Source organism: Bacillus sp. BML-BC051 (assembly GCF_019656175.1).
Classification (GTDB): domain Bacteria; phylum Bacillota; class Bacilli; order Bacillales; family Bacillaceae_G; genus Bacillus_A; species Bacillus_A mobilis.
Map to the genome: position 1 here is coordinate 303,010 of NZ_BPLI01000017.1, position 26,228 is coordinate 329,237.

21 protein-coding genes and 1 pseudogene are annotated in these 26,228 nt (G+C 37.0%); 7 read left to right on the top strand and 15 right to left on the bottom strand.

From position 1 onward, the window contains the following. The first annotated feature begins 142 nt into the window (after window positions 1-142). Window positions 143-667: a DUF2529 domain-containing protein gene (locus tag K5S59_RS09510; RefSeq protein ID WP_000912409.1), complete on the top strand. Its 525-nt coding sequence runs from the start codon at window positions 143-145 to the stop codon at window positions 665-667. 31 nt (window positions 668-698) lie between these two features. On the opposite strand, the gene pyrG is transcribed toward K5S59_RS09510, so the two are convergent. The 8 genes from pyrG to K5S59_RS09550 all read right to left on the bottom strand — a co-directional run bounded on the left by pyrG (window position 699) and on the right by K5S59_RS09550 (window position 10,619). Next, window positions 699-2,306: a CTP synthase gene (pyrG, locus tag K5S59_RS09515; protein WP_000170443.1), complete on the bottom strand. Its 1,608-nt coding sequence runs from the start codon at window positions 2,304-2,306 to the stop codon at window positions 699-701. A gap of 257 nt (window positions 2,307-2,563) precedes the next feature. Further along, on the bottom strand, window positions 2,564-3,094 hold the full coding sequence (rpoE, locus tag K5S59_RS09520; RefSeq protein ID WP_098258726.1) for a DNA-directed RNA polymerase subunit delta: 531 nt from the start codon (window positions 3,092-3,094) through the stop codon (window positions 2,564-2,566). A 154-nt stretch (window positions 3,095-3,248) separates the two neighbouring features. Next, entirely contained in the window at window positions 3,249-3,878 is a 630-nt protein-coding gene (locus K5S59_RS09525; protein WP_000238598.1) for a TetR/AcrR family transcriptional regulator, read from the bottom strand. Between the two features lie 66 nt (window positions 3,879-3,944). Further along, a complete protein-coding gene (gene acdA, locus K5S59_RS09530; protein ID WP_000545531.1) occupies window positions 3,945-5,084 on the bottom strand; it encodes an acyl-CoA dehydrogenase AcdA in 1,140 nt (379 codons plus the stop codon). A gap of 21 nt (window positions 5,085-5,105) precedes the next feature. Further along, a complete protein-coding gene (locus tag K5S59_RS09535; RefSeq protein WP_001009064.1) occupies window positions 5,106-6,236 on the bottom strand; it encodes an acyl-CoA dehydrogenase in 1,131 nt (376 codons plus the stop codon). A gap of 72 nt (window positions 6,237-6,308) precedes the next feature. Continuing rightward, on the bottom strand, window positions 6,309-7,160 hold the full coding sequence (locus K5S59_RS09540; RefSeq protein ID WP_000538861.1) for a 3-hydroxybutyryl-CoA dehydrogenase: 852 nt from the start codon (window positions 7,158-7,160) through the stop codon (window positions 6,309-6,311). A 56-nt stretch (window positions 7,161-7,216) separates the two neighbouring features. After that, a complete protein-coding gene (locus tag K5S59_RS09545; protein WP_236078341.1) occupies window positions 7,217-8,398 on the bottom strand; it encodes an acetyl-CoA C-acetyltransferase in 1,182 nt (393 codons plus the stop codon). Between the two features lie 109 nt (window positions 8,399-8,507). After that, complete coding sequence (locus K5S59_RS09550; RefSeq protein WP_073517206.1) at window positions 8,508-10,619, bottom strand: (Fe-S)-binding protein; 2,112 nt, start codon at window positions 10,617-10,619, stop codon at window positions 8,508-8,510. A 299-nt stretch (window positions 10,620-10,918) separates the two neighbouring features. On the opposite strand from K5S59_RS09550, the gene cls reads away from it, so the two are divergent. The 3 genes from cls (at window position 10,919) to K5S59_RS09565 (ending at window position 15,906) form a co-directional block, all read left to right on the top strand. After that, the gene (cls, locus tag K5S59_RS09555; protein ID WP_000465810.1) at window positions 10,919-12,112 is read left to right on the top strand and encodes a cardiolipin synthase; all 1,194 of its coding nucleotides are present in this window, start codon (window positions 10,919-10,921) and stop codon (window positions 12,110-12,112) included. 33 nt (window positions 12,113-12,145) lie between these two features. Further along, window positions 12,146-13,099: a UV DNA damage repair endonuclease UvsE gene (uvsE, locus tag K5S59_RS09560; RefSeq protein WP_000605885.1), complete on the top strand. Its 954-nt coding sequence runs from the start codon at window positions 12,146-12,148 to the stop codon at window positions 13,097-13,099. A 128-nt stretch (window positions 13,100-13,227) separates the two neighbouring features. Continuing rightward, entirely contained in the window at window positions 13,228-15,906 is a 2,679-nt protein-coding gene (locus tag K5S59_RS09565) for a DUF4084 domain-containing protein (RefSeq protein WP_098258729.1), read from the top strand. A 16-nt stretch (window positions 15,907-15,922) separates the two neighbouring features. On the opposite strand, the gene K5S59_RS09570 is transcribed toward K5S59_RS09565, so the two are convergent. Together K5S59_RS09570 and plcR are read right to left on the bottom strand one after the other, a co-directional pair. Next, on the bottom strand, window positions 15,923-16,069 hold the full coding sequence (locus K5S59_RS09570) for a quorum-sensing peptide PapR (RefSeq protein ID WP_000734721.1): 147 nt from the start codon (window positions 16,067-16,069) through the stop codon (window positions 15,923-15,925). An 88-nt stretch (window positions 16,070-16,157) separates the two neighbouring features. Then, on the bottom strand, window positions 16,158-17,015 hold the full coding sequence (gene plcR, locus K5S59_RS09575) for a transcriptional regulator PlcR (RefSeq protein WP_098258730.1): 858 nt from the start codon (window positions 17,013-17,015) through the stop codon (window positions 16,158-16,160). 168 nt (window positions 17,016-17,183) lie between these two features. Here plcR and K5S59_RS30670 point away from each other — a divergent pair. After that, window positions 17,184-17,747: pseudogene (locus K5S59_RS30670) on the top strand (M4 family metallopeptidase); the annotation flags it as partial. A 15-nt stretch (window positions 17,748-17,762) separates the two neighbouring features. Here the strand turns inward: K5S59_RS30670 and K5S59_RS09585 are convergent. Genes K5S59_RS09585 through K5S59_RS09600 form a run of 4 tightly spaced genes read right to left on the bottom strand, consistent with a single transcriptional unit; the run spans window position 17,763 to window position 21,126 of the window. Continuing rightward, the gene (locus K5S59_RS09585; RefSeq protein WP_000619264.1) at window positions 17,763-18,365 is read right to left on the bottom strand and encodes a response regulator transcription factor; all 603 of its coding nucleotides are present in this window, start codon (window positions 18,363-18,365) and stop codon (window positions 17,763-17,765) included. Then, a complete protein-coding gene (locus K5S59_RS09590) occupies window positions 18,362-19,492 on the bottom strand; it encodes a sensor histidine kinase (RefSeq protein WP_120451032.1) in 1,131 nt (376 codons plus the stop codon). Before K5S59_RS09590 ends, K5S59_RS09585 begins: the two co-directional genes overlap by 4 nt. Then, a complete protein-coding gene (locus tag K5S59_RS09595; protein WP_098258731.1) occupies window positions 19,493-20,227 on the bottom strand; it encodes an ABC transporter permease in 735 nt (244 codons plus the stop codon). Beyond that, complete coding sequence (locus tag K5S59_RS09600; protein WP_000411135.1) at window positions 20,224-21,126, bottom strand: ABC transporter ATP-binding protein; 903 nt, start codon at window positions 21,124-21,126, stop codon at window positions 20,224-20,226. The genes K5S59_RS09595 and K5S59_RS09600 overlap by 4 nt, the downstream gene beginning before the upstream one ends. Window positions 21,127-21,283: 157 nt before the next feature. Between K5S59_RS09600 and map the strand changes: the two genes are divergently transcribed. After that, on the top strand, window positions 21,284-22,078 hold the full coding sequence (gene map / locus K5S59_RS09605; protein ID WP_097844669.1) for a type I methionyl aminopeptidase: 795 nt from the start codon (window positions 21,284-21,286) through the stop codon (window positions 22,076-22,078). Between the two features lie 505 nt (window positions 22,079-22,583). Continuing rightward, window positions 22,584-23,984 (top strand): M28 family metallopeptidase, encoded by a 1,401-nt coding sequence (locus K5S59_RS09610; protein WP_000749141.1) that lies wholly within the window; start codon window positions 22,584-22,586, stop codon window positions 23,982-23,984. 624 nt (window positions 23,985-24,608) lie between these two features. Here the strand turns inward: K5S59_RS09610 and K5S59_RS09615 are convergent. After that, entirely contained in the window at window positions 24,609-26,132 is a 1,524-nt protein-coding gene (locus tag K5S59_RS09615) for a Cna B-type domain-containing protein (RefSeq protein ID WP_259653014.1), read from the bottom strand. Window positions 26,133-26,228 lie beyond the last annotated feature (96 nt).

Here is a 26,228-nt window from a genome sequence, read left to right on the forward strand (position 1 = left end):
TTTTCGCTATTCTTTGGCAAATTCCTTCCTATTCTTTCTTATTTTACCGTTTCCTATTTTGTTATGCCACCCTTCGATTTCACCTTTCTAAAAAAATAAACTATAATGAAAGCCGGTAAACACGTACGAAGGGAGTAACATTATGTTAAAAATTTTTTCAACTCAATTAAGTGGTTATTTCTCCAGAGTTTCTCAAAAAGAGGAAATGAATATAGAAGATAGCGCCCGCTTACTTGCCCAAGCATTAGTTGGCGATGGTTTCATTTATTTACATGGTACAAATGAAATGGAGGGCGTTGTTGCTGAAGCATTATCCGGTGCTGAACCAATGAAGCAAGCAAAACGATTATTTGAAAATGGTAAAGAAGTAGAAGTAACTTCTGCAGATCGTGTACTTCTTATTAGCCGTTTTTCAACAGATGAAGAAGTTGTAGCAATGGCAAAAAAACTTCAAGCAGATGGACACTCTATTGTCGGTATCTCTGCTATTCAAGAAGGTACTGAATCACTAGAACAATATACAGATGTACATATTGATACAAAGCTGTTAAAAGGTCTTATTCCAGATGATGAAGGCAATCGCTACGGATTCCCAAGTTTAATGATAGCTTTATTTGCATATCATGGGATCAAATTTACAATCGATGAAATGTTAAATGAATATTAAAAAAAGCGCCCTATTCTAGGCGCTTTTTTTATTACTTGCTCTCTTTATTCGTAATAGAAGCTCTTACGAAGTCATGGAACAATGGTTGTGGACGGTTTGGACGAGAAACTAGTTCTGGGTGGAACTGTGCTGCCACGAACCAAGGGTGATCTTTTAATTCAATGATTTCAACTAGACGGCCGTCTGGGCTTGTACCAGAGAATACAAATCCTTCTTTTTCCATATCCGGACGGAATTGATTGTTGAACTCATAACGATGACGATGACGCTCATATACAACCGGCTCATTGTAAGCACTGTAAGCATTTGTTTCTTCAGCAAGCTTACACGGGTATAGGCCAAGACGAAGTGTACCACCTAAGTCTTCTACATCTTTTTGTTCTGGTAATAAGTCAATGATTGCATAAGGTGTGTCAGGATTAATTTCAGAAGAGTTAGCTCCTTCTAATCCTAATACGTTACGTGCAAATTCGATTGATGCAAGTTGCATACCTAAGCAAATTCCTAAGAATGGTACTTTGTTTTCACGAGCATATTGAATTGCAACGATTTTACCTTCTACACCACGATCGCCGAATCCACCAGGTACAAGGATACCATCTGTGTCGCCAACTAATTCTTGTACGTTCTCTGGTGTTACGTGTTCAGCATTTACCCATTTCACTTCTACATCTGTGTCGAATGAATAACCCGCATGACGAAGTGCTTCTACAACAGAAATGTATGCATCTTGAAGCTCTACGTATTTACCTACAAGAGCAATTTTTGTTTTCTTAGAAAGGTTACGTACTTTATCAACTAGCGCAGTCCACTCTGTCATATCTGCAGCTGGATTGTCTAATTTTAAGTGATCGCAAACGATTTGGTCCATATTTTGCTCTTGAAGAGATAATGGAACCGCATATAAAGTATCTGCATCGCGTGCTTCGATAACTGCTTTTGTATCAATGTCACAGAATAATGCAAGCTTGTCTTTCATATCTTGAGAAACAGGCAATTCTGTACGAACAACGATAATATTTGGTTGAATACCTAAGCTGCGAAGCTCTTTAACGCTATGTTGCGTTGGTTTTGTTTTCATTTCACCCGCTGCTTTTAAGTACGGGATTAACGTACAGTGAATGTACATTACATTGTCACGACCGATGTCGCTCTTAATTTGACGGATTGCTTCTAAGAATGGTAGAGACTCGATGTCACCAACAGTTCCACCAATTTCTGTAATAACAACGTCTGCGTTTGTTTCGCGACCAGAACGGTATACACGCTCTTTAATTTCGTTAGTAATGTGAGGAATAACTTGAACTGTTCCTCCTAGGTATTCACCACGACGCTCTTTTTGAAGAACTGAAGAGTAAATTTTACCTGTTGTTACGTTGCTGTATTTGTTTAAGTTGATGTCGATGAAACGCTCATAGTGACCAAGGTCTAAGTCAGTTTCTGCACCATCATCTGTTACGAATACCTCACCGTGTTGGTATGGGCTCATAGTCCCTGGGTCTACGTTAATGTATGGATCAAACTTTTGAATCGTTACGTTTAAACCACGATTTTTTAAAAGTCTTCCAAGAGATGCTGCTGTAATACCTTTTCCTAAAGACGATACTACACCGCCTGTTACAAAAATATACTTAGTCATGAAAAAGCTCCCTCCTATTTTGCTGTTATATAATCACCGTTGCAAAGCGCAACGTATGTAGATAACACTGTATCCATCTTATTGTTAGACTCTTTTTATTTTCTAAACAAAAAACAAAAAAGAAAATTGCTCCCCTCATCACATAAAGTAATAAGTAGGGAGCAATTTTCTTTTATATTTACACTTTAAAAGTATTATCGTCCTTTTTTAAAGAGCCCAAAAATGATTCTACATGGACGATAATGAAAAGTCAAGAACTACAGTTCTTCCTCTTCTTCTTCTTCAGTTTCATCGTACTCAAGTTCTTCTTCGGCGAAGTCATCGTCATCATCTTCATCTAAATCATCAAGATCATCGTCATCTCCGTCTTCTTCTTCAAGAACCTTGTCCAAATCTTCTACCTCTTCTTCTTCTTCATTTCCGTCTGCATCGTCGAAGTCTTCATCTTCTTCAATGTAGTCGTCAAAACCGTCTTCTTCAACTTTACGTTTCTTCTTCGGCTTTGGCTGAGGTAAGATTTCTTCATCAATTTGCTCATATGGGTACCAACTGCGTAGTCCCCAACGATTTTCTCCTAAATTAATGAAACGTCCATCGATGTTTAAATCTGTATAAAATTGTGCGAGTTTCGCATTAACTTGCTCTTGAGATAGTCCCAGCACTTGAGCGATTTCTTGAACCAACTCGTTGAATGTCGTTGCTTGTCTTTTATCCCCTAAAACGCTATGTACAACTTCAATCATTGAACATTCTTTTAGCTCTTCTGGTGAATATTGCTTAAAATTCACTTATGCGGCACTTCCTTTCTTCAAATATAACCTTATATATAACGGTCTGCTTAAAAAAATCCATACTATTCATTATAAACAAAAGTCGTACAAATATGCTACAAAAAAAACGGGAAACTTTAATATGGTAATAAAATTATAATTTGTCTATTCCTTATTTCGGAAACATATGTGCTCCTTGCAATACATACCTAATTTGCATTTCTGTATATTCTTCAAGCGTATATAGTTTTTGCAGGGCCCAACGTCTAAATCCCCACATTTGTCCTTGTATGAAAATGTTATGTGCAAGAAGCTGTATCTCTTTTTTATTTAATGTAAATGTCCCATTTTCTGTACACTGCTCTAAAATATTCTCAAACATCCCGACCATTTGAAACTCTTTTTCTAATACGTACGGGAGTGATTCTTTCGGTAAAAAACGTACCTCTTGATACATTATCAATACTTCTTCCTGCAATTCGTCCATCACTTTAAAGTAATTCGTTATTGCTATCTTTAAACTTTCTATACTCCCTTTTTCTGTACACACTACTTCCTCTAATCTTTCTTTTACATGTTCATAAATACTATCACAAACTAAATATAAAACATCATCTTTTGTACGAATGTACTCATAAAGTGTTCCAATACTAAACCCAGCCGCCTTCGCAATCTCTCTCGTTGTTGTACGTGGGAACCCTTTTTGCTTAAACAATTGCACCGCACCTTTAATCATTTGTTCACGTCTTAACGCAACTAATTTTTCATCTTTCACGGACGCATGTACATTATGTTTAACCATCCCCTTCACCTCTCTCTATTATTTTTTGGAAGGAAAAAGCGTAGGAAAATACCTACGCTTTCGTTCCTACTTCGTTAACATACGAGAAATTACAAGCCTTTGAATCTCTTGTGTTCCCTCATATATTTGTGTAATCTTTGCATCGCGCATATAACGCTCTACTGGATAATCTTTCGTATAACCGTAACCACCAAATACTTGTACCGCTTCAGTCGTCACCTTCATCGCTGTATCTCCTGCAAATACTTTTGACATCGCTGACTCTTTCCCATACGGAAGCCCCTCCGATTCAAGCCAAGCCGCTTGGTATGTTAGAAGACGCGCCGCCTCCACATCCGTTGCCATATCTGCAAGTTTAAAGCCAATTCCTTGCTGCGCCGCAATTGGTTTCCCAAACTGATGACGCTCTCTTGCATATTCTACAGAAGCATCTAAAGCCCCTTGTGCAATACCGACTGCTTGCGCGGCAATACCATTACGGCCGCCATCTAATGTTTGCATCGCAACTTTAAATCCTTGGCCCTCTTCCCCTAGTAGATTCTCTACAGGAATACGGCAATCTTCGAACATAATTTCAGTTGTTGGTGAAGAACGAATCCCTAACTTGCTTTCCTTCTTCCCAACTGAAAATCCTGGTGTATCACTCTCCACAATAAACGCGCTCGTACCACGCTGCTTCGATTCAGGATCAGTTAACGCAAAAACAACATAAATATCAGCAATACCACCATTTGTAATAAAGATTTTCGATCCATTTAAAATGTAATGGTCTCCATCTCTTTTCGCAGTTGTCCTCATTCCGCCAGCATCTGAACCAGAACTTGGCTCCGTTAAACCGTATGCGCCAATTTTCGTTCCTTCTGCCATCGGTCGTAAAAACTTTTGCTTTTGTTCTTCCGTTCCAAATTTAAAAATTGGCCAACCAGCAAGTGAAGTGTGTGCAGACAGCGTTACACCTGTTGAAGCACAAACACGAGATAATTCTTCAATAGCAATTACATACGCTAAGTAATCGCTTCCAATTCCGCCGTATTCTTCAGGCCACGGAATGCCGGTTAAACCAAGCTCTGCCATTTGATCAAATAGTGCACGATCAAATCTCTCTTCTTCATCACGCTCAGCTGCCGTCGGTGCTACTTCGTTCTTAGCAAAATCCCGAACCATTTTTCTTATCATTTCATGTTCTTCTGATAGTTTAAAATGCATTCCCGTCTCCCCCTTTTCCTTTTATAAAGCTCGACTAATAACAAGTTTCTGTATCTCACTCGTTCCTTCATATATTTGCGTGATTTTCGCATCACGGAAAAATCGTTCTACTGGATAGTCTTTCGTATAACCGTAACCACCAAATACTTGTACCGCTTCAATCGCAACTTCAACAGCCGTCTTAGAAGCGAATAATTTCGCAATAGATGCCTCTTTACCACATGGTAATCCTTGTGCTCTTAGCGATGCCGCTCTATATACAAGTAATCGCGCTGCTTCTACACTAGTTGCCATATCTGCAAGTTTGAATCCGATTCCTTGTTGCGCCGCAATTGGCTTTCCGAATTGCTCACGTTCTTTCGCATAATCAATTGCACATGCAAGCGCTGCTTCCGCAATTCCTAAAGCCTGTGCACCAATTCCAATTCGCCCAACATCTAAATTTGCCATCGCTACCTTAAATCCTTGTCCTTCTTCACCAAGTAAATTCTCAGCCGGCACTTTCATATCTTCGAACGTAAGTTGTACTGTGCGAGAACCGAGAAGTCCCATTTTATGCTCATCTTTTCCAATAATTAAGCCCGGTGTATCTTTCTCTACTATAAATGCAGAAATCCCACTTTTTCCTGCCTCTGGATTTGTAGAAGCGAATACAATGTATGTACTTGCTTCACCGCCATTTGTAATAAATACTTTCGATCCATTAATAATGTAGTGATCGTCTTTCTTTACAGCTCTTGATTTCAAACTCCCTGCATCTGATCCTGCATTCGGTTCTGTTAGAGCAAATGCACCTAAATACTCACCAGTCGCAAGTTTAGAAACATATTTCTGCTTCTGTTCTTCTGTTCCGAAGTATAAAATCGGATTCATTCCAACTGACGTATGTACAGCTAAAATTACACCAACCGTTGCACTTACCTTTGAAATTTCCTCAATTGCTAAAATATATGAAATAAAATCCATTTCTGCCCCGCCATATTTTGCAGGCGCTGGAATACCCATTAGTCCAAGCTCACCCATCTTTTGCAAAATCTCTTTCGGGAACACCCCTTGTTCCATACTAGGAACAAAGGGAGCTATTTCCTTCTGCGCAAAATCTCGAACCATTTTCCTCATCATTTGTTGCTCTTCAGTAAAATGAAAATTCATGTTCTTCGCCTCCGTTTGCTATATATCTTTTTAACAATTTGGTAAGACCACTATTTTAATAAAGGGAGGATTTTATTCGTAAACGTAGAAGCCACGACCCGTTTTACGTCCTAACCATCCTGCATTCACATACTTGCGTAATAATGGACATGGGCGATATTTACTATCACCTAAACCTTCATGCAACACTTCCATAATGTATAAACATGTATCTAAACCGATAAAATCAGCGAGCGTTAAAGGCCCCATCGGATGATTCATACCGAGTTTCATTACTTCATCAATCGCTTCTTTCGTCGCTACACCTTCATATAACGTATAGATTGCCTCGTTAATCATCGGCAATAAAATACGGTTCGATACAAACCCTGGGAAATCATTTACTTCAACTGGTACTTTCCCAATTTTCTTCGTAATATCCTCAATCGTTTTATATACCGCATCATCTGTAGCCAAACCACGAATAATTTCAACAAGCTTCATAACCGGAACCGGATTCATAAAGTGCATACCGATTACTTTCTCCGGACGTTTCGTTACCGCTGCAATTTCTGTAATTGGTAGAGATGACGTATTCGTCGCTAAAATTGCGTGTTCTGGAGCAATTTCATCTAGATTCGCAAAGATTTTCTTTTTAATATCCATTTTCTCAACAGCTGCTTCAATAATGAGGTCCGCTTCCTTCACACAATCTAAATCAAGCGTTACTGTAAGGCGATTTAACGTTGCTTCCTTCTCTTCTTCCTTCATGCGTCCTTTTTCTACTTGGCGCGCTAAGTTTTTCGTAATAATAGCCAATCCTCTGTCTAATTGCTCTTGTTTTAAATCTTGTACCTTCACATCATATCCTGCCATTGCACATACTTGCGCAATTCCCGATCCCATTTGTCCCGCACCAATTACAACTATTTTTTGTACACCCATTCTTTCTTCCCCCTTAATATAAATTGTTAATAAATCAAAAATCACCTACACGTAAATTAACGAACTTCAATCATAATTGCGTCACCTTGACCGCCACCACTACAAATCGAAGCAATTCCAATTCCGCCGCCGCGCTGCTTCAGTGCGTGGATAAGTGTTACGATAATACGCGCTCCACTTGCTCCAATCGGATGTCCCATTGCCACTGCGCCGCCATTTACATTCAATTTGTCTGGGTCAATCCCTGCAATCTCTGTACTTGCAATTGCTACCGCTGCAAATGCTTCATTAATCTCAAATAAATCGATATCTTCAATTGTCTTGCCTGTTTTTTTCAACAATTCGTTAATTGCATAACCTGGCGTTCTTGGGAAATCTTTAGACTCCACTGCAATTGCCGTATGTGCCAAAATTGTCGCTAATGGCTTTCTTCCTTCTTGCTTTGCTCTGTCTTCGCTCATTAGTACAAGTGCCGCACCACCATCATTTAGTCCTGGCGCATTACCCGCTGTCACTGCTGATGTCTTATCAAATACAGGTTTTAATTTCGCTAATTTTTCAATCGTTGTATCCGCACGCGGCGCCTCATCCTTTGCAACGACAATAGGATCGCCTTTTCTTTGCGGGATCGTTACTGGTACGATTTCCTCTTCAAAACGTCCTTCTTTATGCGCTGAAACTGCACGTTGATGGCTACGGTACGCCCATTCATCTTGCGCTTCACGAGAGATTCCATCTTCCTTCGCAACTTCTCCGCCATAAACACCCATGTGTACACCTGAAAATGCGCATGTTAAACCGTCAGCAACGTTTAAATCAATCACTTCGTTGTTTCCCATTCTGTATCCCCATCTTGCTCCGCGTAAAATGTAAGGACTATTACTCATCGACTCCATACCCCCAGCTACAATAAGTGATTGATCGCCAGTACGAATAATTTGATCCGCTAACGTAACCGCACGAAGCCCTGATGCACAAACTTTGTTCACTGTTTCCGTCTGCACTTCCCAAGGGATTCCAGCAGCCCTCGCAGCTTGGCGTGATGGAATTTGTCCTTGTCCACCTTGAATAACTGTTCCGAATATAACTTCTTCAACATCATTAGCAGAAACATTTGCTCTTTCAAGCGCTGCTTTAATTGCAATTCCCCCAAGTTCTGTTGCTTTTACGTCTTTTAAAGATCCTCCAAATTTCCCAACCGGTGTTCTTGCAGCACTTAAAATAACTGTTTTACTCATATCTATTTCCCCCATCTCTTTTTTTAGCACCGAGCGCTCGCTCGGTGTTCTTACGTTGAGAAGAGGTGCAATGATTGCACCTCTCTAAAGTTGTATTCATTCCTACAAATTACATCGCTTCTTTCTTCTGTCCGATAACAGATCGTTCTAAAATCTCTGTTACATCAAGAGTTTGAACATTCTCTTCTACTTCTTTCGCTTTCGTCCCATCGCTAATCATCGTTAAGCAATATGGACAACCTGTACCGATAATAGATGGCTCTACAGCTAGTGCTTGTTCTGTACGAGCAACGTTAATACGTGAACCTGCTGTCTCTTCCATCCACATTAGGCCACCACCTGCGCCACAACACATTCCTGTTTCACGGTTACGTGCCATTTCTACAAGATTCACACCAGGAATTGCTTTCAAAATGTCCCGCGGTGCTTCGTATACTTCGTTGTATCTTCCTAAATAGCAGGAATCATGGTACGTAACTGTTTCCTCAATAGCGTGAACAGGTTTTAAGCGTCCTTCTTTCACCCACTGAGCTAACAATTCTGTATGATGATAGACTTCTGCTTGCAAGCCAAAGTCTGGATACTCATTTTTAAACGTGTTATAAGCGTGAGGATCAATCGTAACGATTTTCTTCACTCCTGCTTTTTCAAATTCCTCGATATTCTTTGTCGCCATCTCTTGGAAGACAAATTCATTTCCAAGACGTCGCGGTGTATCCCCAGAATTCTTTTCTTTATTACCAAGTATCGCGAATGAAATGCCTGCTTCGTTCATTAACTTCGCAAATGATATTGCAATCTTCTGACTACGATTATCATATGATCCCATTGAACCAACCCAGAATAAATATTCGAACTCCTCGCCAGCTTTCGATTTTTCTTTTACAGTTGGAACCGTTACTTCATCATCACCTTGGCGCCAAGTTTCACGCTCTTTACGGTTCAGTCCCCACGGATTCCCTTGACGCTCGATGTTTGTCATCGCACGCTGCGCTTCCGCGTCCATCTTTCCTTCTGTTAAAACAAGATAGCGGCGTAAATCAATAATTTTGTCAACATGCTCATTCATAACTGGACACTGGTCTTCACAGTTACGGCACGTTGTACAAGCCCAAATTTCTTCTTCTGTAATAACATCTCCGATTAAACTCGGATCGTAAGCTAGCGTTGTAGCCGCTGATTCTTGTTGCCCTTTCCCAGCCGCCATCATCGCTAACTGATTTCCTTGTGTATTATTAAAAGCAACTACTGGAACCCACGGTGCTTTTGATGTCACTGCTGCTCCTTTATCAGTTAAATGATCGCGCAGTTTTAAAATTAAATCCATCGGCGATAACATTTTCCCTGTTCCTGTTGCCGGGCACATATTTGTACAGCGACCACACTCTACGCAAGCGTATAAATCAATAAGCTGATTTTGTCTAAAGTCTTCGATTTTACCAACACCAAATGTTTCTTGCGTTTCATCTTCAAAGTCAATCTTTTCAAGTTTCCCTGGATTTGAAAGACGACCGAAGAAAACGTTAGCTGGTCCCGCAATTAAATGCGCGTGTTTTGATTGTGGAACGTACACTAAAAACGTTAACAAAATTAGTAGATGCACCCACCAAGAGAAATAGAACACAGAAATGGCTACGGTTTCATTTATTCCCGAGAAAACGTAAGCGATTGCAGAAGCGATTGGCTCACTCCATGAAAGCTCCTCGCCGTGCCATATAATTCCCATCCCATTACCGAGTAGCACAGAAATCATTAAGCCACCAATAAAGATAAGAACAAGGCCTGATTTGAAATTACGTTTTAAACGAACTAGCTTCTCAACATAACGTCTATGAAAAGCCCAAAAGACTGCAATTAAAATAACAAGTGTGACAATTTCCTGGAAGAATGTAAATGCAGGGTATAGTGGTCCAAGTGGAAGATGTGATCCTGGTGCGAGTCCTTTCCAAACGAAGTCAATTGCTCCAAATTGGACAAGAATAAATCCGTAAAAGAACATAACGTGAATAATGCCGCTCTTCTTATCTTTCAGCAGCTTTTTCTGACCGAAAACATTGACCTTAAGGAGATCCCAACGCTCTTTAAAACGACGGTCAAATTCAATCTTTTTTCCTAACTGTATGTAGGCCATCCTCGTTCGTATAAGATATACAAACAAATATCCCGCATAAGCAATAACAGCAATGGCAGCCAGCCAATTCATGATCAGTAAGCTATTCATTTTTATGCTACCCCTCTCTTTGTAAGCCCTCTTTATTTTTTAGAATCTTCGAAAACATATAATTTTCTGAATTTTTTCCCCTATCTTCATTATATAATGAGTGAGCATTCAGTCAACAGTTTTTTGTTATACAACAACATATTTTTTAATAAAGCTGTTTATTTCGGTGAAACTATAAAGTGAAACTTTAATCAGTAGAAAGTTGTTTATTCCCTACTGATTATTAGACTCACCAATCGTCCTTTATCGGACAACCAGCAAAATGAAGGTGAAAAGAATGCAAAGGAGGGAATTCACTTATGTTCTTCTTATCTCTCTTGTTAATATGCGTTATTCTTTGGATCACAATTGACCTTTTATATGGGAGGATTCTTCATTTAAAACGTGTGCGCTCTCGTGCTTTCCCTTTACGTCAAAGTAATTTTCACCTTTATACATACGGACAGGATTTATATGATGCTTTATTTACTGATATACAACAAGCAAAGCACCATGTACACGTTTTGTTCTTCATTGTAAAAAACGATAAAATCAGTCGTGAATTTTTAAAGTTACTTATCGATAAGGCAAAAGAAGGAATTGAAGTAAGACTTCTACTCGATCGATTGGGAAGCCATTATTTATCAAACGAGGCAATTCATTCCCTACAAAAACACGGCGTCTCTTTTTCATTTTGTCATAAAGTGAAATTTCCGTTCCTTTTCTTTTCTGCCAATCAGCGCAACCACAGAAAAATTACAGTAATTGACGGAAAAATTGGTTATATCGGTGGATTTAATATCGGTGAAGAGTATTTGGGACATAATGAACGTTTAGGATTATGGCGAGACTATCATTTACGCATTTCAGGCGAAGGAGTACAAGATTTACAAAAACAATTTTTACATGACTGGTTTGATGATACAAACCAAAACTTATTGGATACTTCTCTTTATTTTCCGAAACTGCAACCTGGTACCATCCAACATCAATTTATTCCGACCGATGGGGCTTATTTACAACATACTTTTTTACACTTAATTGAAAATACGAAAGAAGAACTCTTTATCGGTACACCATATTTCATTCCTGGAAAAAAAATTATGAACGCATTATTAAAAGCACGAAAACGTGGGGTTAAAGTCACGATTCTCGTTCCAGAAAAAGCTGATCACGCCCTTGTCCGAGAAGCAAAATTTCCATATTGCCGAAAGTTAATACAAGCCGGTTGTAATATTTACGCATTTCAACAAGGTTTTTTTCACGCCAAAGTTATTATAGTGGACGATTATATTTGTGATATCGGAACTGCAAACTTTGATATGAGAAGTTTATATATTAATCATGAAATCAACTGCCTTTTATATGATAAACATTTTATACAAATAGTAAAAAACAGATTCCATGAAGATTTAGAAAACGCGTCCTTGCTTTCCTTTAAAGATGTTAGCACCCTTTCTCTTATTGATAGAGGGAAAGAATGGATAGGAACGATACTTTCCTTCTTCTTATAGGAAAGATAATGAGTAAAAAGAGGTGTATCACATATGATTATGCGGTTCGGATATGTATCACATGCAATGGCACTGTGGGACTGTTCTCCTGCCAAAACGATGACATTTACAAGCTTTCAAAAGCTTAGTAAACAAGAGCGTGAAGATAAATTATACGATGTTACAAGACAGAATCTTGAGCATACAATACGTATTCTTCATTACAATATAGCTCATGAAATTCCGTTATATCGCTTATCTTCTTCCATTGTCCCACTTGCAACACATCCGGAAGTCGATTTTGATTATATCGAGGCATTTATACCGCTTTGGCGTAAAATTGGGGCATTAATTAAAGAACACAATTTACGAGTAAGTTTTCATCCAAATCAATTTACGCTATTTACAAGCGACAAGCCACATATTACAACTAACGCTATTACAGATATGGCCTATCATTATAAAGTATTAGATGCAATAGGCGTTGCAGATTCTTCCTATATTAATATCCATGTAGGTGGTGCCTATGGAAATAAAGAAAAAGCGGTTGAGCGTTTCCATGAAAATATAAAAAAACTTCCTACACATATAAAAAAGCAAATGACGCTTGAAAACGATGATAAAACATATACAACTGCTGAAACTTTATCTATTTGCCAAAAAGAAAAGATCCCATTCGTATTCGATTATCATCATCACATAGCAAACCTTTGCGAGGAACCGCTAGAATTGTTACTTCCCGCAATTTTTGAAACTTGGTCACATACAAATATCCCTCCTAAAGTTCATATTTCCTCCCCTAAATCCAAAAAAGAATTTAGGGCCCATGCTGAATATATTGATTTAGAATTTATTAAGCCTTTCTTACACATTGCAAAAAAAATCAATCAGAATTTCGATATTATGATTGAAAGTAAACAAAAAGATTTAGCACTTTTTCAATTAGTAGATAAAATTTCCTCTATAAGAGGAATAAAAAGGATAAAAAGCGCAATGTTACAATGGTGAATTGTAACATTGCGCTATTTTTTTCAAAAAAAGTAAGTTTTTTAATAAAAAACACCCTATTTTATATGCTATGATTGGAGTTGGCATTTTCCACCTGTGATTCAACTTTATTGAAACGGAGTCATACTATGATTAATCAAAAAAAATATGTACACTTTGTGATGATGTATATAATTATATTTTCTCTTTGGATATTTCTTATTCCTAAGAACTTGAATATAAAAGAAATTGGAATTCTCTTCTTATTTTGTTTTGCCACACTCTTTTCTTGCTATTGCCTATATAAAGCAATTATGAAAATGAAGCGCGGGGACAAACTATTTTGGGTTTTAGTACTATGCACTTGCCTATGTGGATTGACAATGGAGATAACTTTATTTCTTCATTCACTTTCTATATATGACCAAGTTATATTCTCATATAAGGCATTGCCCTTTTTCATCGTACAATATATTTTGCTCTTCTCTGGCTTTGCTATCAAGTTCATAAAACATTACTCTATTAGAGGCCTTGCTCAATTTTCATTTGATAGCATCTTTATTGTTATTATGAATATTTATTTTACCTTAACTTTTATTTTAGACCTTTCAAACTTTCGTATGTTAACAACAGATAAGTGGATTTTAATTGGATATTTTATTGCACAATCATTAGTAATTTACGCGGTTATTAGCCTATATAGAAGAGAAGAATATTCTGCTAGCAGGATTTCATTAATTATCGGCTTTACTATCATACTTGTGTACGGATATATACATCTGCTCCAACTAAATGTCGGAATGGAAACTTCTTCTGAAGTCTCTTATTTAGTACATACTGCTTCGATTTTATTAATCGGTTTATCATCCATACTATACATTTTAGATAAACCAATGCAGCATGAAACGAAAACGAAGTATTATCGATTCGACTATGTGCGCTTTATATTACCCTATTTTAGTATAATCATTACTTTTTCCTTTATTCTTATTCAACCTTGGGATGATAAGTTTATGCTAATCGGTCTAGTATTATCACTCATCTTATTATTCCTAAGACAACTTTATATGTGGAAAGATAATCAAGCACTAATCGATACATATGAACAGTTGACTACACAACTAGAAGGCAAAGTAGAAGAGGGTGCATCTGCGTTATCAAAGAGTGAACAACGCTATAAATCGTTATTCGAAGATCATCCTGATGCCGTTTTCTCTTTAAATATGGATGGTATTTTCCAAAAATCTAATACAGCTTGTGAAAGCTTATTTACTGCCTACTATTGTGAAGTAGAAAGCTATTCTCTTCTACACTTTATTGACCCAAAAGACCATGATCTACTAAGAAAAGCTTTACAAATGACAAAAGAAGGTAGACCACAAACTTTAGAAATTCGCACAAAAGAAAAAGAAGGCTATTACTATTACCTTCATATTACACTCATCCCTACTTTCATAAACAAAGAAGTTGTTGGGATGTTCGGCATAGCACGTGATATTACAACTTTATATGAAAAGCAAAAACAAGTAGAACATTTAGCCTTTCATGATGCACTTACTGGATTACCAAATCGCCGAAAGTTTGAAAAAGATTTAAAAAACATTTTAAATACAGCTCAAACTAACGCGAATGATGTTGCCGTCATGTTCCTTGATTTAGATCGATTCAAAAAAATAAACGATAGACTTGGTCACGATGTCGGAGATCTATTATTAATTGAAGTAGCAAAAAGATTACGCAGTTGCTTGCGTTCAAAGGATGTCGTTGCTCGCCAAGGCGGAGATGAGTTTACAATTCTATTACCAGATATGTACTCAGAGAAAAGTGCGGCTTTTATAGCTGAACAGATTTTAACCATTTTAAATAAACCATTCTTCATTAAAGAAGAAGAACTATCTATTACACCAAGTATCGGAATTGCCATGTACCCTGATTATGGAACAGATGTAACAGAATTAATGAAAAATGCTGATATGGCTATGTATCGCGCGAAAGCAAATGGAAAAAACAGATTTGTTTTCTTCTCAAAAGAAATGAGTATCGCCCAAAGTGAAATTCAATTTTTAGAAGGTGAACTTGCAAAAGCATTACAACAAAATGAATTTTTCCTTGAATACCAGCCACAAGTAAATACAACAACAAAACAAATTATCGGTTTTGAAGCATTAATTCGCTGGAAGCATCCAAAACTCGGCATCGTATCTCCTGCCCAATTCATTCCTCTAGCTGAGGAAACTGGATTTATTATTGAACTTGGAAATTGGATTTTACGCACCGCTTGCTTAGAGGCAAAAAGATGGCATAATCAAGGTTTTTCTCACTTGAAAGTTGGTGTGAATTTATCTGTTGTTCAATTTAACCATGCAAATTTAATCCCTACTATTTCAAAAGTATTAGAAGAAACCGAACTCAAACCTGAAGCACTGGATATCGAAATTACAGAAAGTATCGCTATTAATCAAAATCAATCTGTCATTTCCAAACTAGAACAGCTTCAAAATCTCGGTATTCAAATTTCAATCGATGACTTTGGAACTGGTTATAGTTCTTTAGCTTATTTAACAAAATATCCAATCAACACATTAAAAATCGCTCGGGAGTTTATTTGTGGCATTTCAAATAGCCCTTTAGAGGAAGCGATCATCTCTTCTATCATTACACTATCAAAAGAACTACATTTAGAAGTTATTGCAGAAGGTGTAGAGACGGAAGAACAATGGAAATTTTTACATGAACAAAACTGTGACCACATTCAAGGATTCTTTATTAGCAAACCTGTTTCTAGTAAAGACGTTTGGAGGTTACTCCACAAAAAAACAACCGTCTAAGTAAGACGGTTGTTTTTTAATATTCAAAAGGTAGATCTCCTGCTAATTGTACCTCTTGATCATTATGAGAAATTACTTGGCTTTTCTCTAATGCTGTATCACCTAATGAAATACCCCATGCGATCGCTAACGTTAATAGACTACCAATAAGTAGCTTCTTCATATTCCATCACCCACATTTTTTTATTTTAATATATCATGAAATTTTATCCATATCCTATGCAATTATGCATATCCATTTTTTAGGGTATCTATTTGCTGATTTTATCCGCGATCGCTTCTTTATATGCATGCATTTCTAATATATCAAAAAAGAAACTTGCCTTTTTATACGCATCCTCAATCTCTGCCTCATCATATCCCAATTTTCCTAGGCACTCGCCTCTTTGATAATATAACTGTCCAATTAATGCCATACTATTAATTCGGCATGATATTTCAATCGCTTTATTTACTTGATAAAGTGACCCTTCATATTGCTCGTCTAAGTATAATGCTTTTGCATGATTATATCTTACCTTCACGTCAAATTCTTCATTATCATGCAATGACTCTAATTGTTTTAATATATCTTCAAATAACTCAATACTTTTCTTAAAATAATTATTTTCGGCATAAATATTTGCAATTGCATTCTCTATATAGAGATTTTGGTATACATCTATTCCAGCTAATTGTTGGTTTAACAATTTTTTTAATTCTAAAATACAATATTCGTAATCGATTTTCTTCAATATGTAAGCTGCTACATGATATTGCCATTGAAGAAACTGCTGGAATTCGGGATGATATTCTTCCTTTTTCAGCTCATTCCATACTCTATTATAAATCTCTTTATATTTTTTTTGCTTACACAGCATAATGACTTGATCTTTAAACTGTTTTTTTCTCTCAATATCCGAATAAATGAGTACCTCATAAAAATGAATAATGGGAACTTGTAACTTTGCTGCAATACCTTGCAATATATCCATACTTGGGTATACTGCGCCCGATTCAATTCGGCTCACTTCCGATTGATGACATATGTTCTCGGATAACTGTTTTTGTGTTAATCCCCTCATTACCCTAATTTTCTTAATTTCACTTCCTAATTTTTCTGCGTGCATACTTACTCACCATCCCATTATAACAATCTATTTTGTTAAGTTGTCATACCACTACAATAATGTGAATTCGACAATTTTTGATATGAAATAATGCATAATATATATAAAATTCGGCAAATTCCTCATACAAATCAACTCACATACAATAATAGATTAAGAGTTTTATGGATAATTTATAGAGAACTTGCCCGTGCCTTCGGTATATTCGATCTTCTTTTTCCTTTATTAGCAGAAGCTATTCACACCCAAGAACTAGATAGAAAATAAGTAAAAGTTGAAATTATTGCTTAGCCTAGTTTAACGCTTAAAAAATTACACAACCTCAAAATGATACAAAAAAATAAGGCGAAAAACACTTAAAAGGTGAGATAAACGAGGCGAAAGCTTAACAAGAGTGAATGACAACTGAAATGAATGTAGATTCCTAACTTACAAATAAAAAAAACAAAAGAAAACCAAACCGAAGTTCGCCTTGCACAAACTTACAAAAACTATAAAGTATATAGTCAAGATTTCATTGTAAAAGTAGATAAAAATGGAGTAATTACAACTACTGATGGAAGAATCGTCCAAATTTCAGACTAATGACCTAATCTAACTATAACAAATTTTTTGTCGAAAAATGAAGTAAAATCTACATTACGTACTACACTTCAAATTCCAAGTGATTCAACTGAGACGAAATTCTCTAGTGAAACCGTTGTTTATAAGAAAAAAGAAGTTTACCATTCATAGGTAAACTTCTTTTCATATCCATCCCTTTTCTTCCGCAATTGTAATTGCCTCAATTCTATTTTTCGCATCGAGCTTCGTTAATACTTCAGAAATGTAATTACGAACTGTGCCGGGTGAAAGATAAAGTGCCTTCGCAATTTCATTTGCCGTCTTTCCTTCTTTCGCAAGTAGCAATACTTCTTTTTCGCGATCTGATAACGGATTTTGCTCCTGCCATAAGCCGAACATTAAATCTTGAGAGATCTCTCGCTTTCCTTTCATTACATTACGAATTGATGCAGCTAAATCTTCACTTGGGCTATCTTTTAATAAATATCCGTGCACGCCAGCTTTCATAGCTCGTTCAAAATATCCAGGGCGTGCAAATGTTGTTAAAATCATTACCTTACATGCTGATTTTTCTTTCTTTAACGTTTCTGCAACATCTAATCCGCTTTGAATTGGCATTTCAATATCCATAATACTTACATCAGGTTGTAGCGATTCAATTAGTTTTAGCGCTTCTTCCCCGTTCGCAGCTTGCCCAATTACTTCAATATCATCTTCTAGATCAAGTAAGGCCCCTAATGCACCACGAAGCATCCGCTGATCTTCTGCAATAATAATTCGAATCATGCCCTCACCTCATCTTTTCCTGTTCGAATAACAACTGGAACTTTTACCGTTAATAGTGTCCCTGGATTGATCGTACCTAGTTCAACAAACCCATCAATAAGAGCGATGCGCTCCTTCATACCACGAATACCATTTCCATCGTGGTTTTGATCTGCTAAACCGATTCCGTTATCTTCTACTGTCAAAATTAATTCACCTTGTGATTCCAGTACAGAAACTGTGCAACATGTTGCCTTACTATGCTTTACAACATTCGTCACAGCCTCGCGTAAACACATTCCTAAAATATTTTGTTCAATGGGTGATAACGAACTCGCACTCGTTTCTTGTTTTATCTCTAATCCAATATTAGCCGCTTGTAAGATTGCTCTTACTTGCTCCAGCTCTTCTTCTACTGTAATCATACGCATATCAGAAATTAATTCCCTTAACTGCTTTAAAGCGGTACGAGATGTTTGCGTAATTTCCTTTGCTTCCGCACTTGCACGCTCCGGATTTTTAACAATTAACTTCTCCACGAGCTGACTTTTTAAAGTAATGAGTGATAACGTATGTCCCAACGTATCATGAAGATCCCTTGCAATTCGCTGACGTTCTTCCCGTTTTACTAAGTCTTTAATTTGCTCATTCGCTTCGTTTAATTGGCTTCTTAACATCTTTTTCTGATTAAAGTTGCGCATACCAAATGGCGTAAGGAGCATTAAAATAAACATCGGAACGATATTTACTAAACTTGTAGTTGTTAGTTGATTCATATTTATAAATAAAAATGCCCCAAGCATTATAACTAACAAACATAATAGCACTCGAAACACTTTCTTATTTGGCGTAAATCCCATCGCACTTGCCGTGAAAAAGCCAAAGAATATCATGAAAGGATTATAAAATAAAGCAAATAAAAAAATGAGTACCATTTGAATACATGCCCATAAAATAAACGTCTTCTGAACAAAATATAGCTGACGGTATGTGATAATAAAAAGTATCAACATACCGCTCCCTAGTACAAGCTTCCATCCTGACGCTTGTGCTAAATGGTAGATTGGAAATAATAAATACACAAACCACATATACGGGAAGAAACCCATATGTTTCGGAAAAATCTCAATCCTCTTCTTCTCTATCATTTATACCGCTTCCTGTCTTTTTCTTATATATATTGATACTACAACAAATATAAGGAAATAACCTCCTAATACCGCGATATTTTCCCAACCAACCGATTTTCCAGCTACAATATCCCATGCACCGCTCCCGAAATGATATGTTGGTGTCCATTCACCGATAGATCTTAATATTTTCGGGAATACTTCGATCGGCATCCATAGACCGCCAATTACAGCTAAACTCATATTTAAAATATTCGCTAATCCCGCTGCTGCATCCGCCTTCTTAATAGAACCTATTACTGTTCCTAACGCTAAAAATGGTGTCACTCCTAACAACAACCACAATCCAGCACCAATCCATTGCCCTACTGTTAACTCAACATGATTAATTAATATTCCTGCGATAAAGATAACTAAGATTGAAAAAGCATTCACTACTGTTTGAGCAATAATCTTTGCTGTTATATACGCTCCCTCTGGAAGTGGTGTAATTTTCAACAAATGTGTCCACCCTTGCTCCTTTTCTTGAGAAATCCTTACACCGAAACTAAAAAGTGCCGTCCCTACAATACTAAACGTCGCCATTGAGATTAAATAATGTGCTTTCCACGCATCTCCATTTTGTGGCACTTGAATAACATTTGTGAAAATGTAGTAAAACATAACTGGCATTAATAATGAGAAAAAGATAAATAATTTATTGCGGAACGTACGTAAAATTTCTATTTTGCATTGCATCCATAAAGCTTTCATGCGATTTCCTCCTTCTGATTTGCGACAAACTGTTCAAATGCCTCATCAAGACTTCCACGTTCAACTGAAACATCTGTTACAGGTAAGTTCTTTTGATAAATTGCTTTTAAAGTTTCATCTGTATCTTCAGTTGTTAAAGTGAAGTGCCCTTCATTTGACTGTACTTCTGTTACGTTTGGTAATTCTTTTAGTAATTTTGCAGGAATACTTTCCTTCGAATAAAACTTAATTGTTTTTCGCGAAATCGTCGCTTTCATCTCATCTGGTGTACCGTCTGCGATAATCTTTCCATTCGCAAACAATAAAATACGATTCGCCAATGCATCCGCTTCTTCTAAATAGTGCGTCGTTAAAATAATTGTTTTCCCTTCACTTGCTAACTTTCGAATTGTTTCCCAAAACGTTCTTCGAGACGTAATATCCATTCCAACTGTCGGTTCATCTAAAAATAGCAATTCAGGATTTCCTGCAAGTGCGAGTGCAAAGTTTAACCTTCTTTTTTGCCCACCTGATAATTTCTCACATCTTTGCTTTCGCTCCGATTCTAAATTTGATAACTGTAGTAACGTTTCTTTCGCTACCGGATTCGTATAATAGCTACGGAATAACTCAATTGCCTCTTCCACTGTAATACTATCAATGACACTTACTTCTTGTAGCATCGCACCGAGGCTATTACGAACATCTCTATGCTTGGGACTCTTTCCAAATATAGAAACAGTTCCTTCCGTCGGATCCTTTAATCCAAGCATCATCGACATCGTCGTCGTTTTCCCTGCACCATTCGGTCCAAGTAGTGCTACGATTTCTCCTTTATTTACATGAAATGAAACGTTATTTACTGCACTTTTATGCTTAAATGTTTTAGAAACACCATTTACCTCTATAATCTTTTCCATCTCTCCACCCCCGCTGTTTCTTATATTTACATTGTACGTGTTGGAAAACTTAGGAAACAGTATGATGCGTCATGACATCGATATGACAATTGTCATGTATTCTTTATGAGAGGAATCAATCCGCATACTGCAAGCGAGTAGCAGGACGAAAATAAACATGATACAATCGGGTAAGATATATATTCGAGGAAGGACAGTGGTTTTCATGATTATTCGTAATGAACAAGATTTAGAAGGCTTACGAAAAATCGGCCGCATCGTTGCGCTTGCACGTGAAGAAATGAAAAAAGAAGCGAAGCCAGGTATGACAACGAAAGAGCTTGATTTGATCGGTAAAAAAGTATTAGATGAGCACGGTGCTATTTCTGCACCTGAAAAAGAATATGATTTCCCTGGTGTAACTTGCATCAGTGTAAACGAAGAAGTTGCTCACGGTATTCCAGGAGATCGCGTATTAAAAGAAGGCGACTTAGTAAATGTCGACGTATCTGCTGCACTTGATGGTTATTATGCAGATACAGGTATTTCATTTGTACTTGGAGAAGATGAAGCAAAAGAAAAGCTTTGCCAAGCAGCTGTTGATGCATTTTGGGCAGCAATGAAAAAGGTGAAAGCTGGTTCAAAACAAAACCAAATTGGTCGTGCTGTTTCAAACTTTGCACATAAAAATGGATACAATGTAATTCAAAACTTAACTGGTCACGGTATCGGTCTTAGTTTACATGAAGCACCAAACCATATTTTAAGCTACTTTGATCCAATGGATAATGCACTTCTAAAAGACGGTCTAGTTATCGCTGTAGAACCATTCATTTCTATGAAAGCTGATCACATTATCGAACGTGGCGATGATGGTTGGACATTTATTACACCTGATAAAAGCCTTGTTGCACAATGTGAACATACAGTTGTCGTAACACGCGGCGAACCGATAATCTTAACAGAAATATAAAAAAGGAACCGCTTCTTAGTAGGAAGCGGTTCTTTTTTAGGCTGTAGAAAAGATTTTCTCCACAGCCTGAAAAAGGACGATACATAAAGTATCGTCCTTTTAACGGGGTGAGGCTGTCCAAAAGTACGGAAAACCTTTGAACAGCCTCGTATTTTCATATGGATGCCTTACATATATCACTGATGATAATTATGAAATGCGGAAACATATTTATCATCACATGATTCAAACATGAGAAAAGAAACCCTATAGGATTCTTTTCTCTACATAATCTAAAGTTTGGGTACACTAGATTCATGCAATGTAGGAGCTTTCCAAGCAGAAAGCGAACCTTCATTTAAAATGATAGCATACATATCTCCATCAAAAATATGCAAATATGCATATAGCTTTTTTTATTTCTCAATGTCAGAATATTGAAAACAAATGAAGGTAACGGTAAAATGAAGTCGTTATCCGTCTTCTTTTGTCAGGCAGAGAGAATAGAAGAATAGGAGAGGAAAAAATGAAAAAATCTTTGAAACAAAAAATAGTAAGCTCTTTGCTTGCTGTGTCACTCGCTGTTAGCTTAGCTCCTATCGGACAAGCCAAAGCTGATTCCACGTCAGAAATCACACAGACTTCACCTATCACAAAACAAGTTGATGCAAGCCGCGCTATCGAACACATTCGTTTCTTATCCGAAACAATTGGTCCTCGCCCTGGTGGGACAAAATCAGAAGAATGGGCTTCTCGCTACGTTGGTATGCAACTTAAATCAATGGGCTATGAAGTAGAATATCAACCATTTCAAGTGCCTGATCAATACGTTGGATTTATTGAATCACCATTATCCACAAAGCGTAATTGGCAAGCTGGTGCTGCCTCTAACGCACTAATTTCTACAGAAGCTGTTACAGCTCCTCTTATCTTTGTTCAAGGTGGGACAAAATTAGAGGATATCCCAAATGAAGTAAACGGAAAAGTTGTTCTATTTGAAAGAGGAACAACAGTTGCAGACTATAATAAACAAGTTGAAAATGCTGTTAGCAAAGGAGCAAAAGGTGTCCTTTTATACAGTTTAATTGGCGGACGCGGAAATTATGGACAAACCTTTAATCCCCGCCTAACGAAAAAGCAGTCTATCCCTGTCTTTGGTCTTGCTTATGCGCAAGGAAATGCATTTAAAGAGGAAATCGCTAAAAAAGGGACAACAATTCTTTCTCTAAAGGCGAGACATGAATCTAACTTAACATCACTAAATATCATCGCTAAAAAGAAACCAAAAAATAGTACAGGTAATGAAAAAGCCGTCGTTGTAAGTTCGCACTATGATAGCGTAGTTGGAGCACCTGGAGCAAACGACAATGCTTCTGGTACAGGGTTAGTATTAGAGTTAGCACGTGCTTTTCAAAATGTAGAAACTGATAAAGAAATTCGTTTTATTGCTTTTGGTTCTGAAGAGACTGGCTTACTTGGCTCCGATTATTACGTTAATAGTCTGGCTCAAAAAGAACGCGATCGAATTTTAGGTGTCTTTAATGCAGACATGGTTGCAACAAATTACGATAAAGCAAAGAATTTATATGCTATGACGCCTAACGGTTCTCCAAACCTTGTAACAGACGCAGCCTTACAAGCAGGTAAACAATTAAATAATGACCTCGTACTGCAAGGGAAATTCGGCTCTAGTGATCACGTGCCATTTGCTGAAGTTGGTATTCCTGCCGCCCTATTCATTTGGATGGGTGTCGATAGTTGGAATCCATTAATCTATCATATCGAAAAGGTATATCACACACCTCAAGATAACGTATTTGAGAATATTTCACCTGAACGTATGAAAATGGCATTAGAGGTTATCGGAACTGGTGTTTATAATTCTCTTCAAAAACCTGTTACTCAAACAGAACAGAAAGCTGCTTAATACTATTTTAGACTACCGATTAATCGGTAGTTTTTTATTACATAACAATATTACCCTATTCAAAATTCTAATATATGCATAATTGCATGTATATTAATACGACTTATCTCTTATAATACAAATTGTACTATAATCATTCAAATATACCATTAAATGATATTAGCATGTAAAACAAAAATTTTACATCTAACAAATAAGATTTTCTATCATGAAAAAATTACTCCGACAGTTGCGTTAAATTTAATGTTTATTTCAGGAACTAATATTTTTATTCCTGAAATAAACATGGCTGCGACTACAGAAGAAAACAGCTTTACGGAATATTTTTTCTAAATTAACTATAAAAGTGACAATGCATTCAACAAGAACTGAATGGAACAAAACGTTAATCCTAAATTACATGAGGCACCGTATTCTAAGCTTGATTTTATTGGATAATAGCCTTCATAGAGCCTATCTTGAAACTATTTCTCTTTTTCTATAAAAATACCCTTCAGGTAGCATTCTTCCATTCACTTTATCATGAAGTGTTTTTGAATACTTGCCTGAAGGGAGCAATATTAATAGTAATTTTTTTATTTGTCCTACTAAGATTACGGTGTAATCAATGATCTAAAGCTTTTATTACTTTATTCGTCGACGAGCGATTAGACTTCCACCTAAAAGGAACAATAGCATACCTCCAAAAATAGAAATCATTTCTGTTGATGTTCCTCCTGTGTTAGGAAGTAATGTTGGTTTATCCTTTTCTGTAGTAGGTGGGACCTGTGAATCGCTATTTTTATCTGTGCTTGGATCTTTCGGATCTGTATGTTGTTCGTCCTTGATTTTTGTATTTGTGATGTTATAACCATTTACTTCGGAGTTGTATCCCGCTACTGGTTGTTCTTTCACTTCATACTTATACGCCACTCCGTTTGCATTGTATGCTGCTAAATCTTTGAATTCGTATTTCCAGCCTGTTGCTTTGCTTACTTCTTGCGTCGCAATCACTGTACCATTTTGTAGAAGGTCTACTTTAATCATTTCCGGACGATCTTTCGCGTTATCGTCTTTCCATGTTTTCGTTCCTTCTACTTTTGTTTTGCCTACTTTTGTATTTGTGATGTCAGTACCATTTACTTTTGATTCATATCCGGCTACTGGCTGTTCTTTCACTTCATACTTGTACGCTACTCCATTTTCATCGTATGCTTGCAAGTTTTCAAACGTATACTTCCAGTTTGTTTCTGCTGTTACTTCTTTTGTGTCTACTACTTTACCGTTTTGTAGTAAGTCTACTTTAATCGAGCTTGGACGATCTTTTGCGTTATTATCGTTCCACGTTTTTGTTCCTTCTACTTTCGTTTCGCCTACTTTTGTATTTGTGATGTCATAACCTTTTACTTTGGATTTATATCCAGCTACTGACTGTTCTTTCACTTCATACTTGTACGCTACTCCGTTTGCATCGTATGCTTGTAGTTTTTCAAACGTATACTTCCAGTTTGTTTCTGCTGTTACTTCTTTTGTGTCTACTACTTTACCGTTTTGTAGTAAGTCTACTTTGATCATTTCCGGACGATCTGTTGCGTTATTATCGTTCCACGTTTTTGTTCCTTCTACTTTCGTTTCGCCTACTTTTGTATTTGTGATGTCATAACCTTTTACTTTTGATTCATATCCAGCCACCGGTTGTTCCTTCACTTCATACTTGTACGCTACTCCGTTTGTATCGTATGCTTGCAAGTTTTCAAACGTGTACTTCCATTCACTTGCTGCTGTTACTTCTTTTGTGTCTACTACTTTACCGTTTTGTAGTAAGTCTACTTTAATCGAGCTTGGACGATCTGTTGCATTGTTATCGTTCCACGTTTTTGTTCCTTCTACTTTTGTTTCGCCTACTTTTGTATTTGTGATGTCATAATCTTTTACTTTGGATTCATATCCAGCTACCGGTTGTTCTTTCACTTCATACTTGTACGCTACTCCGTTTGCATCGTATGCTTGCAGTTTTTCAAACGTGTACTTCCAATTTGTTGCTTTACTTACTTCTTTCGTGTCAATTACTTGACCGTTTTGTAGTAAGTCTACTTTAATCGAGCTTGGACGATCTTTTGCATTGTTATCGTTCCACGTTTTTGTTCCTTCTACTTTCGTATCGCACACTTTTGTATTCGTGATGTCATAACTTTATACTTTGGCTTCATATCCTTCAACTGCTTGTTCTTTCACTTCATACTTGTCCGCTACTCCGTTTACATC